The organism is Bacteroides sp. 3_1_13, from assembly GCF_001185845.1.
Lineage (GTDB): Bacteria > Bacteroidota > Bacteroidia > Bacteroidales > Bacteroidaceae > Bacteroides > Bacteroides xylanisolvens.
Map to the genome: position 1 here is coordinate 1592047 of NZ_KQ236955.1, position 17449 is coordinate 1609495.

Annotated in this window: 10 protein-coding genes; 9 read left to right on the forward strand and 1 reads right to left on the reverse strand. The window is 42.0% G+C overall.

The annotated features are described in order from the left end of the window. Nucleotide 1: 1 nt before the first annotated feature. The 5 genes from HMPREF9009_RS05720 to HMPREF9009_RS05740 all read left to right on the forward strand — a co-directional run bounded on the left by HMPREF9009_RS05720 (nt 2) and on the right by HMPREF9009_RS05740 (nt 9602). Nucleotides 2-1783 (forward strand): RagB/SusD family nutrient uptake outer membrane protein, encoded by a 1782-nt coding sequence (locus HMPREF9009_RS05720; protein WP_008024214.1) that lies wholly within the window; start codon nt 2-4, stop codon nt 1781-1783. A 28-nt stretch (nt 1784-1811) separates the two neighbouring features. Beyond that, complete coding sequence (locus tag HMPREF9009_RS05725; protein WP_008024216.1) at nt 1812-2732, forward strand: DUF1735 domain-containing protein; 921 nt, start codon at nt 1812-1814, stop codon at nt 2730-2732. A 159-nt stretch (nt 2733-2891) separates the two neighbouring features. Further along, nucleotides 2892-4904: an alpha-glucuronidase family glycosyl hydrolase gene (locus HMPREF9009_RS05730; RefSeq protein WP_225450215.1), complete on the forward strand. Its 2013-nt coding sequence runs from the start codon at nt 2892-2894 to the stop codon at nt 4902-4904. 156 nt (nt 4905-5060) lie between these two features. Beyond that, nucleotides 5061-6626 carry a sulfatase family protein gene (locus tag HMPREF9009_RS05735; protein ID WP_053095300.1) on the forward strand — a complete coding sequence of 522 codons (1566 nt, stop codon included), beginning with the start codon at nt 5061-5063 and terminating at the stop codon, nt 6624-6626. A gap of 27 nt (nt 6627-6653) precedes the next feature. After that, the gene (locus HMPREF9009_RS05740) at nt 6654-9602 is read left to right on the forward strand and encodes a glycosyl hydrolase 115 family protein (RefSeq protein WP_049701685.1); all 2949 of its coding nucleotides are present in this window, start codon (nt 6654-6656) and stop codon (nt 9600-9602) included. A gap of 1 nt (nt 9603) precedes the next feature. Here the strand turns inward: HMPREF9009_RS05740 and HMPREF9009_RS05745 are convergent, their stop codons facing one another. Then, a complete protein-coding gene (locus HMPREF9009_RS05745) occupies nt 9604-10707 on the reverse strand; it encodes a glycoside hydrolase family 43 protein (protein WP_008024224.1) in 1104 nt (367 codons plus the stop codon). Between the two features lie 164 nt (nt 10708-10871). Between HMPREF9009_RS05745 and HMPREF9009_RS05750 the strand changes: the two genes are divergently transcribed. From HMPREF9009_RS05750 to HMPREF9009_RS05765, 4 genes are all read left to right on the forward strand, one after another. Next, nucleotides 10872-11861, forward strand: coding sequence for a glycoside hydrolase family 43 protein (locus HMPREF9009_RS05750; protein WP_049701686.1), 990 nt, complete (start codon nt 10872-10874; stop codon nt 11859-11861). A gap of 105 nt (nt 11862-11966) precedes the next feature. Beyond that, nucleotides 11967-12539, forward strand: a complete 573-nt coding sequence (locus HMPREF9009_RS05755; RefSeq protein ID WP_004299529.1) for an RNA polymerase sigma factor — start codon at nt 11967-11969, stop codon at nt 12537-12539. A gap of 113 nt (nt 12540-12652) precedes the next feature. Then, nucleotides 12653-13855, forward strand: coding sequence for a FecR family protein (locus tag HMPREF9009_RS05760; protein WP_049702267.1), 1203 nt, complete (start codon nt 12653-12655; stop codon nt 13853-13855). Nucleotides 13856-14013: 158 nt separating this feature from the next. Then, nucleotides 14014-17445, forward strand: coding sequence for a TonB-dependent receptor (locus HMPREF9009_RS05765; RefSeq protein WP_049702268.1), 3432 nt, complete (start codon nt 14014-14016; stop codon nt 17443-17445). Nucleotides 17446-17449 lie beyond the last annotated feature (4 nt).

Sequence of the window (17449 nt, forward strand, 5' to 3'; positions counted from 1 at the left end):
GATGAAAAGATTTAGATACATAATAGTCCTTGCATGGGTTACAGGCATCGTAAGTGCCTGCACCGATCTCGATACCAAGATGAACAATCAATGGTCGGTGGATGATACATGGACCAACGCTGAAAAGGCACAAGGTGTGCTACTCTCGGTTTATCAGGATGTTTTGACCGTCCCTGATGCATGGGATGGCAACTTTCTGGATGCGGCAACAGACAATGCCATGACACGTGTTTACGATTCCAGTGTTTATCGTGCCGGACAGGGCGGTTTTAGCCGCACGAACAATCCCTTGGGAAATTGGAGTGCTTGTTATGATCAACTGCAACGTATTCATACTTTCCTCGACAATGGACTTACGGATGAAATACGCTATAGCATTTCTAGCGACGAAATTGATCAGGCTTACAAAAAACGTTTGCGTGGAGAAGCTATTTTTCTTAGAGCATGGTGCAGTTTCAATCTGTTGAGAATGTATGGTGGAAAGACCGATAACGGACAAGTGTTGGGCTATCCTATCGTAACACATTATATTACTCCGGAAGAAGCGGCGCATCCGGAAAGTTTTTCGCGCGATAGTTATGAAGATTGCGTTAAGCAAATTTGTTACGATTGTGACGAAGCAATGGCGTTACTTCCGTTGACTTATTCCGGAGGGGATGCTATATTGGGCGACCAAGCATTTGGTCGTGCTTCGGGATTATCTGCCGCAGCACTGAAAGTACGAACACTGCTCTATGCGGCCAGCCCTGCTTATCAGCCAGATAACATAGTACGATTGAACGGCATGGGCGATTATACGGTGGTGGACGAAACGGCTTACCAAGCCAAATGGGAACGTGTGGCTAATTATGCCGATGAAGTGTTGGCGATGAGTGGAATGAAAAACTATTCGGCATTAGTTCCGAAAGATCTGTACGATGGAGGGGATGCCCAATCGGCCGAATTCCTTTTTCGCACATTTGTGGGACGTAATCATGGTTTGGAGCAACGGCATTATCCGCCTTTCTATTTTGGGAATGCGCAGACTACGCCTTCGCAGAATTTGGCTGATGCTTTCCCGGCAAAAAATGGATTTCCCATAACCGATTCGCGGTCGTTGTATGACGAAACCGATCCTTATGATTGCCAGCGTGACAACCGCTTCGATGTGAATCTTTACTATCAGGGACGTCAATTTGGAGCCAACAGTTCGTATATCGACGTTACTCCAGGTGGAAAAGATTCCGGTTACATGAACGTAAATGCTACACGTACAGGTTATTACCTGGCAAAGTTTATGAATACGGTTGCCGACTTTTTGAAACCTCTTGAAGAACAGGATTCCCGTCACTATAATCCGATGTTGCGCAAAGCAGAGGTATGGTTCAATTTCGCCGAAGCATCCAATGAAGCTTTCGGACCGAAAGTTGTGGGACCCGGATGCACCAAGTCTGCCTACGACGTGATAAAAACTATTCGGGAGAAGTCAGGTGGAATTACCGATGTGACTTATTTGGACGAGATGGCTGCCTCGAAAGAAACATTCCGTACATTGATACAAAATGAACGTCGAATTGAATTTGCGTTTGAAAATCAACGCTTTTGGGACTTGCGGCGTTGGTTGTTACCTCTCAATGAACCTATTTATGGAATGCAGGTTACTCGTGACGGTTCAGGCGATGAGGCATTCAAGGTGGTGAAGGTAGAAGATCGCCCATTAAACGATGTTCGCTATTATTACATGCCATTACCCTATTTAGAGGTACAGAAAAATCCGAATCTTATCAATAATAAAGGATGGTGATTGTGTTTAACTATAATAAGAAGAAAGTATGAAATCTGCAAAACTTTTACTGTCCGCACTCCTGCTGTTAGTTGGGATTACGGCGTGTTATGACGACTATACCCACGATTACGAAGGAGCTGATATGGGCTTTGCTGTAGCAAAGCCGCTGCGAACTGTGATTAGCGACCGTGATATGAACATTTATGTCGGAGTGGCTATTGGTGGGAAACGTGAAATAGACATGAATGATTGGGCGAAATTTACCATTGACCCCTCCTTGCTTGAAGGAACGGGGAAAACGTTGCTTCCCGCCAACTATTATACACTGGCGGATCCGGAATATTTCCGGGTGCGTAAATCGAACTCTCCGGTAGCCGATGTAGGGATCACTTTTACCAATCTTTTCTATGAGGATTCGCGTTGTTTGACGGATTACTATGCACTTCCTTTTCGAATGACAGAGAATTCAATGAATGCTATACGCGAAGGAGCAGAGACTTGTGTTGCCGTTATTAAATACATCAGTACTTATGCCGGTACTTATTACCGCATGGGAAACGTAACCGAAGTTGATGCTGGAGGAAATCCTGTCGGCGAACCAGTAAGTTATGGTAATACTAAAGATATTATCAAATGTGCTACTGCCACTTTTAAAACAATGGAACCGCGTGTAGTGGTGTGCCCGGGCGTAGGTGATAAGTTGGAGACAGTTGGTAGTTTGACGTTGACGATGGATGCCAATAATAATGTTACAGTGGAAGAAGTGAGCGGTAAAGCTGCAATCACTAATGCATCGGGTACTTATAAGATTGAGGGCGACTACGATTATGTAGCGAAAGTAGGTACGCGTGCACCGCAATTCGATCTGGAATATACGTATGAGAACGGTGGCAAATATTATCATGTGGTGGAGAAATTGGTGTTGCGTCAAGATCCGCTTTATGATTTGCGTGTAGAGACTTGGTAATTATAAAAAAGGAGTAAAAATGAGAAAGATATATCTGAAGGGAGTGGCTTGATTTGAAGCTGCGCTCAGACAAAATAAAGTTTTAATACGATAAAATAGAAACTCATGAATCACTGTTTTCGTTGTTTTAGCATAGTTCTGTTCTTCTTTTTGAGCTGTATGAGCTATCTTTTTGGTCAGGAACAGACGTTATCCACTGTAGATACGGGGTATGAACTTTGGATGAATTATAAACCTCTTCCCGAATCTGGCTTAAAACAATCTGCCATTCGGTATGGTAGTCACATTAGTCTGCCCGGAAGCCGATACGATGAAGTCATAAGAGAAGAACTGGAGCGTGCTTTGAAGGCGTTACTGACAGTTACACCAATATTTGTTCAGGATAATGCGGTGGGAATTCAAATGAGTTTCTGTAAAGATAAAGGGCTGGGAGAGGAAGGATATATCATCCGCAGTGGTAAAAAGAGGATAACACTTCAAGCCTATTCCGATGCAGGATTTCTTTATGGTACGTTCCACTTGATTCGATTGATACAATGTGGATATCCGCTTGAACAGTTAAATATCAAAGAAATTCCTGCATTGGAATTCCGTATGATCAATCATTGGGTAGGTCTGGGTGGAACGGTAGAACGCGGCTATGCTGGAAAAGGATTGTGGGCATGGGACGATTTGCCAAAGAAAATCGAACCTCGATATACCGACTACGCCCGTGCGGAAGCATCCATCGGCATCAACGCCGTGATTCTGAATAATGTTAATGCCGATCCGCGCATCTTAGGACATGACTATTTAGAGAAGGTTGCTGCGTTAGCTGATATCTTCCGCAAGTATCACATCAAGGTGTATCTTGCACCCAACTTTGCTGCTCCCGTAAAACCTTCTACGACCAAAGACGTGGGGAAACAATGGGGAGGTGTCGGAATTGGACATCTGGATACAGCCGATCCTCTCAATCCCGAAGTGCAAAAGTGGTGGATGGATAAGGTCAACGAAATTTACAGTCTGATACCTGACTTTGGAGGTTTCCTTGTAAAAGCCAACTCTGAAGGCATGGCAGGTCCGCAAGATTATCATCGTAGCCATGTGGATGGCGCCAATATGTTAGCCCGTGCACTCAAACCTCATGGAGGCATTGTGCTTTGGCGCACCTTTGTCTACAATCCGGAGATTGATAAAGATAGAATGAAACGTTCTTATAAGGAGTTTCAGCCTTTGGACGGACAGTTCGACGAAAACGTAGTGTTGCAAACCAAAAACGGAACGCTTGACTTTCAGCCTAGCGAACCGGCTCAACCGTTGTTCGGAGCCATGCGCCATACTCCTTTGTTCCCTGAACTCCAGATTACGCAAGAGTACTTGGGGCGTTCTGTTAGCTTGGTGTATCTGTTGCCCATGTGGAGGAAAACTTTCCTCGATTTCGATACATATTGTAACGGAAAGGGAAGTACTGTGTCGAATATTATCGCCGGAAAGACATTCCCGTCGCGTATGCTTGGCATGGCAGGAGTAGGCAATATCGGTCGTTCGCGCAATTGGACTGCTCATCACTTTGCCCAAGCCAACTGGTATGCTTTCGGGCGTCTGGCATGGAATCCGGAAGAATCGACCGAAAGTATTACATCCGATTGGATAAAGTCTACATGGAATTGTGACGAAGCAACGCTGGAAGTCATCCGGCAAATGATGATGCCCACATGGGAGAGCTTTGTTTGTGCTCATGCCCCTTACAGTTTGGGATTTACTGTGAAGCGGGAAGACCATTATACGGCGGGGTTCGAACAGCGTGCAAACAAAGAGTGGCATGTGAGCAAAGAGTCTATCGGCACTGATCGTACCACAAAAGGAACGAACTATGTGTCTCAATATTTTAAATACAACAAGGATATATTCAACAGTTTGTCACAGTGTCCCGAACTTTACTTGCTTTGTTTCCACAACGTGCCGTGGTCGCATAAAATGAAATCCGGGAAGTCATTACGTGAAGAGTTCAAATCTAATTTGAAACGAGGCATTGAGCAGGTTGATGTGAACATCGGGCTATGGAAATCTATCCGGAATAAGATTGACCCGGTTAGATATGAAGAAGTATTGGAGAGCCTATATAAAGAGCAAAGAGATACAAAGGTCTTTTACCAGGCGGCTTTGAATTTCTTTAGTCAATATTGGTAATTGCTCTGTGTATAACTATTGATCGTGGTCAATAGGCTCATCGTGTGTTTGTAACTGGACTATTTGTCATTTTTTGTCCTTTATTGAACAGCTATTTTCGTAGTTTGTCAAATGAATTGTCGAACTTTGGGCGTGAACGATTAAAGAATTTATTATATGAATACAAAAGTTTTAGTTTCAATCTCTGCGATTTCCAGTATGGTTAATGTTATTCCAATGCTGGCACAAACACCCAAACCCAATGTTGTTATCATCATGACCGACCAACAGCGAGCTGATTTGTGTGGTCGCGAAGGTTTTCCGATGGCTGTCACTCCTTTTGCCGATTCGCTGGCATTGAGTAATGTCTGGTTTGATAAGGCGTATACGGTAGCTCCTGCTAGTATGCCTGCGCGTTGTTCCATGTTTACAGGACGTTATCCGACTGCTACGCATGTCCGTACGAACCACAACACTCTCGATATGTATTATAAGAAAGATATGCTCGAAGTGTTTAAAGAACAAGGATATAAGACGGCATTAGTGGGAAAGAACCATGCGCATGTGAAAGGGAAAGATTTTGATTATTGTGAGGAATATTTTCATTGGGGAAAGAATCAGCGTGATACGCAGGAAGATAAGGACTTTGCATTTTTTCTGAATAATAAAGCGAGAGGTCAATATTTGGAAGCCACCCCTTTCCCGGCAGAAGCGCAGAATCCGGTGAAAATGGTTACCAAAGCTTTGGCTTGGGCGGAGCAGCAAAAAGATTCCGCATTCTTTATGTGGGTTTCAATGCCTGAACCGCATAATCCATATCAGATATCAGAGCCTTATTTCTCAATGTTTTCTCCGGAAAAGATACCGGCAACTTTGACTAGCCGGAACGATTTATCTAAAAAAGGAAATAAGTATGAGATTTTGGCGGAATTGGAAGATACAGCCTGCCCGAACCTGGCAAAAGATCTTCCTCGTTTGCGTGGAAATTATTTAGGAATGCTTCGTCTGATTGATGACCAGACCAAACGTCTGATTGAAGGATTCAAAGCAGCCGGGCTTTATGAAAATACCATTTTTGTAATCCTGTCAGACCATGGGGATTATTGTGGGGAGTATGGCTTGATTCGTAAAGGTGCAGGAGTGCCTGAATGTTTGACCCGTATTCCGATGATTTGGGCAGGATATAACATTCATCCGCAAAAATCTCCTATGGATGCACATGTTTCTATTGCTGATGTATTTCCTACTATTTGTACAGCAATCGGTGCAGATATACCTCTTGGAGTGCAAGGACGCAGTTTATGGCCGATGTTGACGGGTAAATCGTACCCAAAGAAAGAATTCTCGAGTGTAATTGTACAACAGGGATTCGGTGGTGAAGATTTCACCCGGGATGAACCGTTGACATTTGCTAAAGAGGGGGCTTTGCAACCCAATAAAATAGCTCACTTTGACGAACTGAATACCTGGACACAAAGCGGAACTGAACGTATGGTTCGCAAAGATGACTGGAAACTGGTACTCGACAATTATGGTCGTGGTGAACTGTATAACTTGAAAGCCGATCCTTCCGAGATTAATAATCTTTATAATAAAAAGAAATATGCTTCCAAACAAATGGAATTGCTGGAAGAATTGATGACTTGGGAACTGCGTGTACAAGACCCATTGCCGGTGCCAAGAAATCGTTACCATTTTAAGCGGAATCCATATAACTATCATTTTGAAGATAAAAAGAAATAGAACTGAATAACTAGAACTACTGTATCAATGAGAATCTTTTCGCTATTAATATTATTGGTAGTGGCATCTGCCCTGCAATCACAAGTGGTTGTGAATGAGAATGTAAAACATAGTAAATATACTTTCCCATTAGTCGCATCGAAAATAAAGGCGACCGTGTGTTATGATGCCAATGATTACCCGGTTGTAAAGAAGGTTGCCGAGCTGTTTGTGTCTGATATTGAAAATGTCACAGGACAGAGATTAAAATTGGCAGATGAATGGAAGAAAGGAAGAACAGTGGTGATTGTCGGTACTATTGAAAAGAATCAGGCAATTCGTCAGTTAGCCTCCAATGGGAAAATAGATATATCTCCTTTGGAAGGGGCATGGGAACGTTATCTGATCCAGACAGTTAATCATCCTTTTCCAGGAGTAGATAAAGCGCTGATTGTAGCCGGAAGTGACAGGCGAGGAGCTTCTTACGGTTTGTTTTCTCTTTCGGAAATGGCAGGTGTGTCTCCCTGGTATTGGTGGGCGGATGTCCCTGTGAAGAAACATAAAACACTTTATGTGGATGCTCCCACCACTGTTTCCAAGACCCCTTCCGTGAAATATAGAGGTGTTTTTCTGAATGATGAAGATTGGGGACTGAAACCTTGGGCCGCTAAGACTTTTGAGAAAGAGCGTGGCAATATAGGTCCCCGTACTTATGCCAAAATATGCGAATTGTTGTTACGGTTGAAAGCCAATCATCTGGCTCCTGCCATGCATCCGGTGTCGACCGCATTTTATAAGATACCTGAAAATAAGTTGGTGGCAGATACTTTTGCTATTGTAATGGGGTCCAGTCATTGCGAACCATTATTGTTAAATACAGCTAGTGAATGGAATTCAAAAACGATGGGGCCTTGGGATTATGGTAAAAATAAGGATAAAATTAATGAAGTTCTAGGAAACCGTGTAAAGGAAAACTGTGCTTATGAGAATGTATATACATTGGCTTTGAGAGGATTGCATGATGCGGCAATGGGAGGAGGTGATGTCCCCATGAAAGAAAAGGTCAAAATGCTGGAGAGTGCGTTGAAAGACCAGCGTAATTTGATTGCAGAACATATTGATCGACCGGTTGAAACAATTCCACAGGCATTTACTCCATACAAGGAGGTGTTGGAAATCTATTCGAATGGATTGGAATTGCCGGATGATGTAACCATTATTTGGCCGGATGATAACTTCGGCTACATGAAGCGCTTAAGTGGCCCGCATGAACAGAAGCGCTCCGGGCGTGCAGGTGTTTACTACCATGTCTCTTATCTGGGAGTTCCCCATAGCTATTTGTGGTACAGCACTACTCCCCCGGCTCTGATGTATGAGGAACTCCGAAAGGCTTATGATACGACGGCAGACCGTATCTGGCTGGCTAATTGCGGTGATTTAAAAGGAGCCGAAATGCAAGTGTCTTTATTCCTTGATATGGCTTATGATATAGATAGCTTTAATGCGAATAATGTGGTTACCTATCCCGCCCGTTGGTTGGCAAAGATGTTTGGGGATCAGTATTATAGCGTATTTGAAGATATCACTTCTTCGCATATCAATCTGGCCTTTTCCCGGAAACCGGAATATATGGGTTGGGGATATTGGAATAATTATTGGGGCGGGGGAGAGAAACGTACGGATACGGAGTTCTCTTTTGCCAATTATAATGAAGCAGAAAATCGTCTGAACGAATATAGCCGCATTGGGAAGAAAGCGGAAAATCTTTTGGCATCTTTGGATAAAGACAGTCAGCCGGCTTTTTATCAGTTATTATACTATCCGGTGAAAGGTGCCGAACTGATGAACCACATGACTATAAAAGGACAATATTATCGGCAGTATGTTCGTCAGCAGCGTGCCGCCGCCAATTTGATAAAGGAGAAGGTAAAGAATTACCATGATAGTCTGCAAATCATAACTGAAGGGTATAATTCTTTGTTGAACGGGAAATGGAAATATATGATGTCTTTGAAACAGAATTATGAAGGTTCCAGTTCTTACTTTATGCTCCCGTTGATGGAAGAAAGTTATACACCGGTTGGTGCTCCTAAATTAGCTCTTCAGGCAGAAAGTGAAATTTTGGATAAAGGTGGGATAAGCTATCATAGTTTGCCTGTTTATAACACTTTTTCCCGTAAAAGCCATTGGGTCGATGTGTATAATCAAGGAAGTGGAGATTTGAGTTGGACTGCAAAGCCGTCGGACGATTGGATTATAGTGTCTCAAAAAGCTGGGAAAACTCCGACAGAGGACCGAATCAGGGTATCTGTTGATTGGGAGAAAGTTCCGGTTGGAGAGAGTATTAAAGGTTCTGTGGAGTTTAGTTCTAATGATCAAAAAGAATGTGTATTGGTTTCTGTTTTTAATCCGGCGTCTCCTGTGCGTGATGAGATGCAAGGAGTATATATGGAAGAGAATGGGTATGTCTCTATTCCGGCTGCAGGGTTTCATCGTAAGTTTGAGAGTAATGACATAAAAATGAATATTCTTCCCGGGGTTGGGGTTGAAGGGCATGCTTTGCAATTAGGGAATCCTATATCTCCCTTACAGATGTATCGTGCTGGTGATGTACCTAGAGTGGAATATGATTTTTATACGTTTAATGCCGGGATTTATGATGTGTATACCTATGTTCTACCTACATTCCCTTTGCACGCAGAGCGAGACTATAAATTGCCGGAACATACTAATTCGGACACAAAGTATAGTGTCCGTATAGATGATGGTTCTATTTCTACTCCTTCTACTTCTGCTATTGAGTATTCTCAAGTTTGGTATGATAGTGTACTGAAGAATTGTAGAGTGAATAAATCTACTTTGTATGTGAAGAAGCCGGGCAAACACACCCTACAGATACGTTGTGGTGATCCCGGGGTCGTCATTCAGAAAATAGTCATCGACATGGGAGGATTAAAACGTTCATACCTTGGACCTGAAAGTACAAAATGTAATTAGTCTAATTGATTGGAGAACCAGATGGCTTTGCCATGGGTTCTCCGGCTTTATCCGGTATTCCCAGTATAGGCATCCCATCTTTGTCCCACTCTATTTTCTGCAAGCGGGGAGTACGTGAATCCATTGCACCCGGAGCATCATTTGGTATCTGACGGGCATGATAAAGCATATAACATTCCTTTCCATCCGGTGAAGAGACGAAAGAACTGCCGCCGGGGCCAAAAACTTCATTCTCCGGTTTCTGCTGAAATACGGGTGTCGGATGTTTCTTCCAGGAAGCAGGATCCAACAGGTTGGCATTGGCGTCTGCTGTTAGCAATCCTACACAATAATAGGGAGTCCAGCTACCGCTGGCGGAATAAAAAATGCATACTTTATCTTTATTCTTCGGCTGGAAGAAATGAGGTGCTTCGTTCACATGGATCGGATAGGCTGTTTTGCTGCCATCGGGATTCACCCATTGACACTCCCATTCATATTCAGGTTTGGAAATCAGAACTCTGTCGGAAGAAAGAGTCCACGGATTTTCCATCGAAGCGATGTAAATACATTGTGTCTCGCTGTCAATTCTTCGTTTTTGCCATCCGCACCAAATCATGTAACGCTGTCCGTTGTGTTCGAAAGTACTCGCATGAATTGCCCAGTTGTTATCTTTGTCGGTCGGTATGCGCCCTTTCATGACAAACTTACCCTCTGTAGGAATATCAGCCTCGTTTTCAATCACATAAATCTGGTGATTGTCCATATTACCATCGTCTGCTGCGAAGTAAATATACCATTTGTTGTTGATGCGATGCATTTCGGGAGCCCATAAGTGATGGGAATTGCTTGGATCGGTTGGTATCCATACAGGCTTTTTAAGACTATCGTTCAAGTTTGTAATATCACTGGTTTCCCAAAGCACGATTCTGCTTTCAGCGCCTTGTGTATAATAATATTTCCCTTCATGAAAAACGGCCCATGGTTCTGCTCCTCTTTCACGTAGCGGATTTGTATAAGTAGCTCCTGTTACGGCTTCCTTTTCCGGCTCTGTTTTCTTCTTGGGTTGACAGGATGCACAAATAATGACTAAAAGTACGGCTAGTAATAACAATCTGCTTTTCATGGTATTTTTCATTTAATAATGACACTGCAAAGAAAGCACAAAATCCTGATAAATCATCTTTTTTTTGCAGATTGGTTAGTATTTATCCTTAATTGGTTGGTATTTATTGAATTTCTAGTTGTTTTTTCTCATCTTTGTAGCACGAACTTTAAAATTGATATTGTATGAAACTGAAGCACTTTATTCTTCTTAGTATTATTTGCTGTTCCCAGTCTGTATTTGGACAAAAAGCCAATCAACAACCGAAGACGAGTGGCAATCCTGTATTCCCGGGATGGTATGCCGATCCGGAAGGAATTGTATTTGGGGATGAATACTGGATTTATCCTACGTATTCGGCGCCTTATGACGAACAGACTTTCATGGATGCCTTCTCATCTAAAGACCTGGTGAACTGGACAAAGCACCCGAAAGTGTTATCAAAAGAGAATATTAGTTGGTTTAAACGTGCTTTGTGGGCACCTGCCGTGATTCATGCGAATGATAAATATTATATATTCTTCGGTGCGAATGATATCCAAAGCAATAATGAACTGGGCGGTATTGGTGTAGCTGTGGCCGACAATCCTGCCGGACCATTTAAAGATGCGTTAGGCAAACCTCTGATTGATAAATTTGTAAATGGTGCGCAACCGATCGATCAGTTTGTTTACAAAGACGATGACGGACAGTATTATATGTATTATGGTGGCTGGGGACATTGTAATATGGTGAAACTGGCCCCGGACTTGTTGAGTATCGTACCGTTTGAAGATGGTACTCTTTATAAGGAAGTAACCCCCGAAAAATATGTAGAGGGACCTTTTATGTTGAAACGTAACGGAAAATACTATTTTATGTGGTCAGAAGGCGGTTGGACCGGACCGGATTATTGTGTTGCTTATGCCATTGCCGACTCACCGTTCGGACCCTTCAAAAGAGAAGCAAAAATATTACAGAGAGATCCCAATATTGGAACAGGTGCCGGTCATCATTCAGTTGTAAAAGGGCCGGGAGAGGATGAATGGTACATCATTTATCATCGCCATCCATTGGGTGAAACGGATGGAAACGCTCGTGTGACCTGCGTTGACCGTATGTACTTTGATAAAGATGGAAAAATAAAACCCATAAAGATGACTTTCGAGGGAGTAGAGGCAAGCCCATTGAAGTAAAATCTGAAAAGTTCAGTCCATCCGTAATTAATATTTTAATAAAGATGGGCTTTTTTTGATTTATTGTTTTATTTTTGTCCTTGTAAATCAAACATACTTATTATAATGAACCCAGATATACACACTCTTTCCGACTCCCTTTTGTGGAAAAGGTTTCTCGAGGGAGATTCGAGTGCGTATACCCAAATCTATAATCGAACGGTGCAAGATCTGTTTCGATTCGGACTATTATATACTTCAGACAAAGAATTAATTAAAGATTGCATACATGATGTGTTTGTGAAAATCCACATGAATCGTGCAAAGTTAGCCCCAACAGATAATATTGCAGCTTATTTGACGGTAGCGTTGAAAAACACTCTTTTTAATGCGCTAAAAAAGACAACAGATTCTCTTTCGTTTGATGAAATAGGTGAGAGAGAAGAGACGGTTGACGAATCCCCCTCCACTCCGGAAACTATATATATTAATAATGAACAGGAAAAACAAGTTCAGGCAACCGTACATACTATGATGTCTGTATTGACGGACAGACAGCGTGAAATTATTTATTATCGATATATCAAAGAGATGAGTATTGATGAAATAAGTAAGGTGACAGACATGAATAATCAATCTGTTTCTAACTCCATTCAACGGGCTTTGGGACGTATCCGGGACTTATTTAAGAGAAAATAAGAGAGAATAATCAGCCTATTTTTCCTGTCAATCAAAAAAAAGTGGAAAAAACTTCGGAAAAGGTGAGTATAAAATGAAAGTACAACTGTTATTCATACGTAAAGACAATGAAAATGATGAACTCTGAACAAAAACATACAGATTTTTCCCTATATACTTTTGAAGAATTCCTTCAGAATGATTTCTTTATTTCTTCCATGAATCATCCTACGGAAGAAACACAGAAGTTCTGGGATGAATTTGAACAGATGAATCCTTCCAATATAGATGAATATATAGCAGCAAAAAGATATTTGGAGGTTTTTTCAAAAGAGAAAGAAGAAGTACTTTCAAACGAGGAAACGGATGATTTATGGACTCGTATACAGGCAACCAATATAAATAAGGAGAAGGCGAAACGTAAGAACTATTTCTTAATAGGATTGAGCTCGGCGGCCAGTGTTGCTATTCTTGTGGGATGTTTCTTCTTATTAAAGAGTTATTCTTCGGTGCTGGATCCGGATATTGCCACTTTTGCAGTGAATACCAAAGCTGATTTGCCTCTGACGGAGGAAACACTGTTGATTTTGGCGGAAGATAACGTAGTGAGCCTGAAAGAAAAAGAAACGGAGATTACGTATGATTCCGTAGAAATCAAAACAAATCAGGAAAGTATACAAAAGGAAAAATCGGCAGCTTACAATCAATTGGTCATTCCGCGTGGAAAGCGATCGGTATTGACGTTTGCCGATGGATCTAAAGTCTGGGTGAATGCCGGCACGAGAGTGATTTATCCGGTAGAGTTTGAAAAAGATAAACGTGAAATCTATGTGGACGGAGAAATCTACATAGAAGTAACCAGAGATGAAAACCGCCCTTTCTATGTGCGGACCAAAGATATGAATGTCAGGGTGCTTGGTACTAAATTTAATGTAACGGCGTATGAGTCGGAAGCAATTAGAAGTGTAGTGCTGGCGCAAGGATGTGTTCAGGTAGAGACAGCCCGGACTCCGAAAGCGATTTTGGCTCCTAATCAGATGTTCAGTTCTGCCGATGGAAAGGAAAATATATCACAAGTAGATGTAGAACAGGCAATATCGTGGATAAATGGACTATATTGTTTCCAAAGTGCCGATTTGGGAATAGTCTTGCAACGCCTGTCTACCTATTATGGTGTGAATGTAGAATTTGACCCAGCGCTAAGTAAAATAAAATGTTCCGGAAAAATCGATTTGAAAGACAGCTTTGAAACAGTTATTAATGGATTAACCTTTGTTGCACCAATTTCTTATGCCTATGATGAACAATATAAAACGTATCGAGTAGTAAAGAAATAGATATAAAAAATAAGATAATAAACTAATCTAACTCCCTTATTTTATGGTAATTATTGAAGAGAGTGGATGATACGAACTATCATCCAGATGGGACTTGTGTGCCTATGAATGTTTATATACAGAAAATAATATTATGAGAAATTTTTAACATGTTTAATATGAAAAATGCAATTAGAGAACGAAAGAGTAAGGTTCTCGGGCTATTCCTGTGCTTTTTACTTCTCGGAATAGACTACTCTTTCGCAAGTTACAACAATTATTCTCAATTTAAGACTCTTTCGGTCAGCATGAGTAACTCGACGTTGAGAGAAGTGCTTAAAACAATAGAGAAAAGTAGTCAATTTGTTTTCTTCTATTTAGATGACGCTGTCAACTTAGAACGTAAGGTATCTATCGACAGTAAGAATAAAAATATAGAAGAAATCCTTTCTGAACTTTTCGAAGGTACTTCGTGTACTTATCGGATCTCTGACAGGCAAATATTTATTTCCGGAAAAGCCCCTGCTTCAACCGAACAGCAACAGAATAAGCGGAAAATATCCGGACGTGTCACTGATATAAAAGGAGAGCCGCTTATTGGGGTGAACGTCACTGTGGATGGAGATGCAAACGGTTCGATTACAAATATGGATGGTTTGTATGAGATATTCGTAACCAAGAAGAGCGTAGTGCTTAAGTTTACCTATATCGGGTTTAAAACTTCTGAAATACGAACCAATGCCTCGACCAACATTTATGATGTCACCTTGGAAGAACAGGTCAACGAATTGGAAGAGACTGTTATTGTGGGTTATGGTACCCAGCGTAAAATAAGTAATATCGGTGCACAGTCTTCCATGAAGATGGAAGATATTAAGACGCCTTCTGCCAGTTTGACAACTACATTGGCGGGACGTCTGGCGGGTGTTGTGGCTGTACAACGTACAGGAGAACCGGGAAAAGATGCTGCTGATATCTGGATTCGTGGTATTTCCACTCCCAACACTTCTTCTCCGCTGGTATTGGTGGATGGAGTGGAACGTTCGTTCAATGACATCGATCCGGAAGATATTGAATCGTTGACAACGCTGAAAGATGCATCAGCAACAGCTGTGTATGGTGTACGTGGTGCCAATGGCGTAATTTTGATTAAAACCAAACCGGGAAAGGTAGGAAAACCGACAGTGAGCGCGGATTATTATGAATCGTTTACCCGTTTTACGAAGATGGTCGATTTGGCAGACGGTATCACTTATATGAATGCAGCCAACGAGGCAATGCGTAATGACGGTATTGCTACGAAATATACAGAAGATCAAATACGTAACACGATTGCCGGCAAGGATCCTTATCTATACCCGAATGTGGATTGGTTGAAAGAAATCTTTAATGATTGGGGACATAATCGTCGTGTGAATGTAAATGTACGCGGTGGTAGCGAGAAAGTCGCTTATTATGCATCAGTCAGCTATTTTAATGAGACAGGTATGACGGTGACTGATAAGAATATCAACACCTATGACTCCAAAATGAAATATAGCCGTTATAACTTTACTACCAATTTGAATATCGATGTAACTCCTACTACTAAGGTCGAGATCGGTGCGCAAGGTTATCTGGGAGAAGGAAATTATCCGGCCATCTCTTCTGCCGATTTGTATAATGCGGCAATGTCTATCTCACCGGTTGAATATCCGAAGATGTTCTTTGTTAACGGAGAAGCCTATGTACCGGGAACTTCAACCAATAACAACTTTAACAACCCTTATTCGCAGGCTACACGTCGTGGCTATGACAACCTGACGAAAAATCAGATTTACTCTAATTTGCGCGTCACACAGAATTTGGATATGCTCACGAAAGGACTGAAACTGACTGCTATGTATGCATTCGACGTATACAATGAGATACATGTACATCAGGACCGTGCGGAGTCTACCTACAACTTCCTGGACACTAGTGTTCCTTACGATATGAATGGGCAGCCTATTTTGCAACGTATTTATGAAGGAAGTAACGTGTTAAGCTATAAACAGGAAACGAGTGGTAACAAAAAGACCTATTTGGAGGCTTCCTTGAACTATGACCGGACATTCAACGACGATCATCGTGTCAGTGCGTTATTCCTGTTCAATCAGCAATCCAAACTATTATATCCGAAAGGAACACTGGAAGATGCGATTCCGTATCGTATGATGGGTATTGCCGGTCGTGCCACTTATTCATGGAAAGACCGTTACTTCGCAGAGTTCAACATCGGTTATAACGGTGCCGAGAATTTTTCGCCCAAACATCGTTTCGGAACTTTCCCTGCATTTGGTGTAGGATGGGTTGTTTCAAATGAGAAATTCTGGCAACCTCTGTCGAAGGCAGTTTCTTTCTTGAAGATACGTTATACGGATGGTAAAGTGGGTAATAGCGAAGTTTCCGACCGTCGTTTCATGTATCTGGATCAGATGAAAGAGAATGGAGACTATGGCTATAAATTCGGACCGAATGGAACTAAGTGGGCCGGTTATGAAACAGTGAATATGGCTGTTGACCTGATCTGGGAAGAATCTCGCAAACAAGACTTGGGTATTGACCTTAAGCTATTTAATGACGACCTGTCTATTGTGTTCGACTTGTTTAAGGAACGTCGTGAAAACATTCTGTTGAAGCGTGAACATTCTATGCCTTCATTCTTGGGGTACAACACATCTGCTCCTTACGGAAACATCGGTATCATAGAAAATAAGGGATTTGACGGAACAATCGAATATAACAAGCGTATCAATAAAGACTGGGTAATTGCGCTTCGGGGTAATGTCACCTTTAATAAGGATAAATGGATTCAGGGAGAATTGCCGGAACAGAAATACGAATGGATGAACCAATATGGACGTAACATCAATGGAGCGAAAGGGTATGTTGCCGAGGGACTGTTCACTCAGGCTGAAATAGATGATATGGCACGTTGGGAATCTTTGTCGGCTGCCAATAAAGCCATTACTCCCAAACCGTTTGCTTCACAGTTTGGAACAGTGAAAGCCGGAGATATCAAATACAAGGACTTGAACAATGACGGTCAGATTGATGCGTACGACCAGACTTACATTTCTCGTGGAGATGTGCCGACAACTGTCTATGGTTTCGGATTTACAGTAGGCTGGAAAGACTTGTCTGTGGGCATGATGTTTCAGGGCGTAGCGGGAGCCGAACGTGTATTGAACGGTAGCAGTATTAATCCGTTTAATGGCGGTGGTGGTAGCGGTAACCTCTACTCTAACATTGACGACCGTTGGACAGAGGAAAATCCGGATCAGAATGCCTTTTATCCGCGTTTGTCTTATGGAAGCGAAACAACCAGTAGCATTAATAACTTCCAGAAAAGTACCTGGTGGGTGCGTAACATGAACTTCCTGCGTCTGAAGACATTGCAGCTCTCTTATAATCTGCCGAAACCCTGGGTGAATAAAGTTCATCTGAAGAATGCGGCTGTATATGTAATGGGAACTAACCTGTTCACTTTGAGTCGCTTCAAATTGTGGGATCCGGAGTTGAATACCGATAATGGTGCTTCTTATCCGAATACGACTTCTTATTCAGTTGGTATTAATTTCACATTCTAAACAA

Coding starts and splice junctions, on each gene's coding strand:
- HMPREF9009_RS05760 (WP_049702267.1), top strand. CDS start 12,653: ATGATGAACTCTGAACAAAAACATACAGATTTTTCCCTATATACTTTT.
- HMPREF9009_RS05740 (WP_049701685.1), top strand. CDS start 6,654: ATGAGAATCTTTTCGCTATTAATATTATTGGTAGTGGCATCTGCCCTG.
- HMPREF9009_RS05725 (WP_008024216.1), top strand. CDS start 1,812: ATGAAATCTGCAAAACTTTTACTGTCCGCACTCCTGCTGTTAGTTGGG.
- HMPREF9009_RS05720 (WP_008024214.1), top strand. CDS start 2: ATGAAAAGATTTAGATACATAATAGTCCTTGCATGGGTTACAGGCATC.
- HMPREF9009_RS05765 (WP_049702268.1), top strand. CDS start 14,014: ATGAAAAATGCAATTAGAGAACGAAAGAGTAAGGTTCTCGGGCTATTC.
- HMPREF9009_RS05730 (WP_225450215.1), top strand. CDS start 2,892: ATGAGCTATCTTTTTGGTCAGGAACAGACGTTATCCACTGTAGATACG.
- HMPREF9009_RS05735 (WP_053095300.1), top strand. CDS start 5,061: ATGAATACAAAAGTTTTAGTTTCAATCTCTGCGATTTCCAGTATGGTT.
- HMPREF9009_RS05750 (WP_049701686.1), top strand. CDS start 10,872: ATGAAACTGAAGCACTTTATTCTTCTTAGTATTATTTGCTGTTCCCAG.
- HMPREF9009_RS05755 (WP_004299529.1), top strand. CDS start 11,967: ATGAACCCAGATATACACACTCTTTCCGACTCCCTTTTGTGGAAAAGG.
- HMPREF9009_RS05745 (WP_008024224.1), bottom strand. CDS start 10,707: ATGAAAAGCAGATTGTTATTACTAGCCGTACTTTTAGTCATTATTTGT.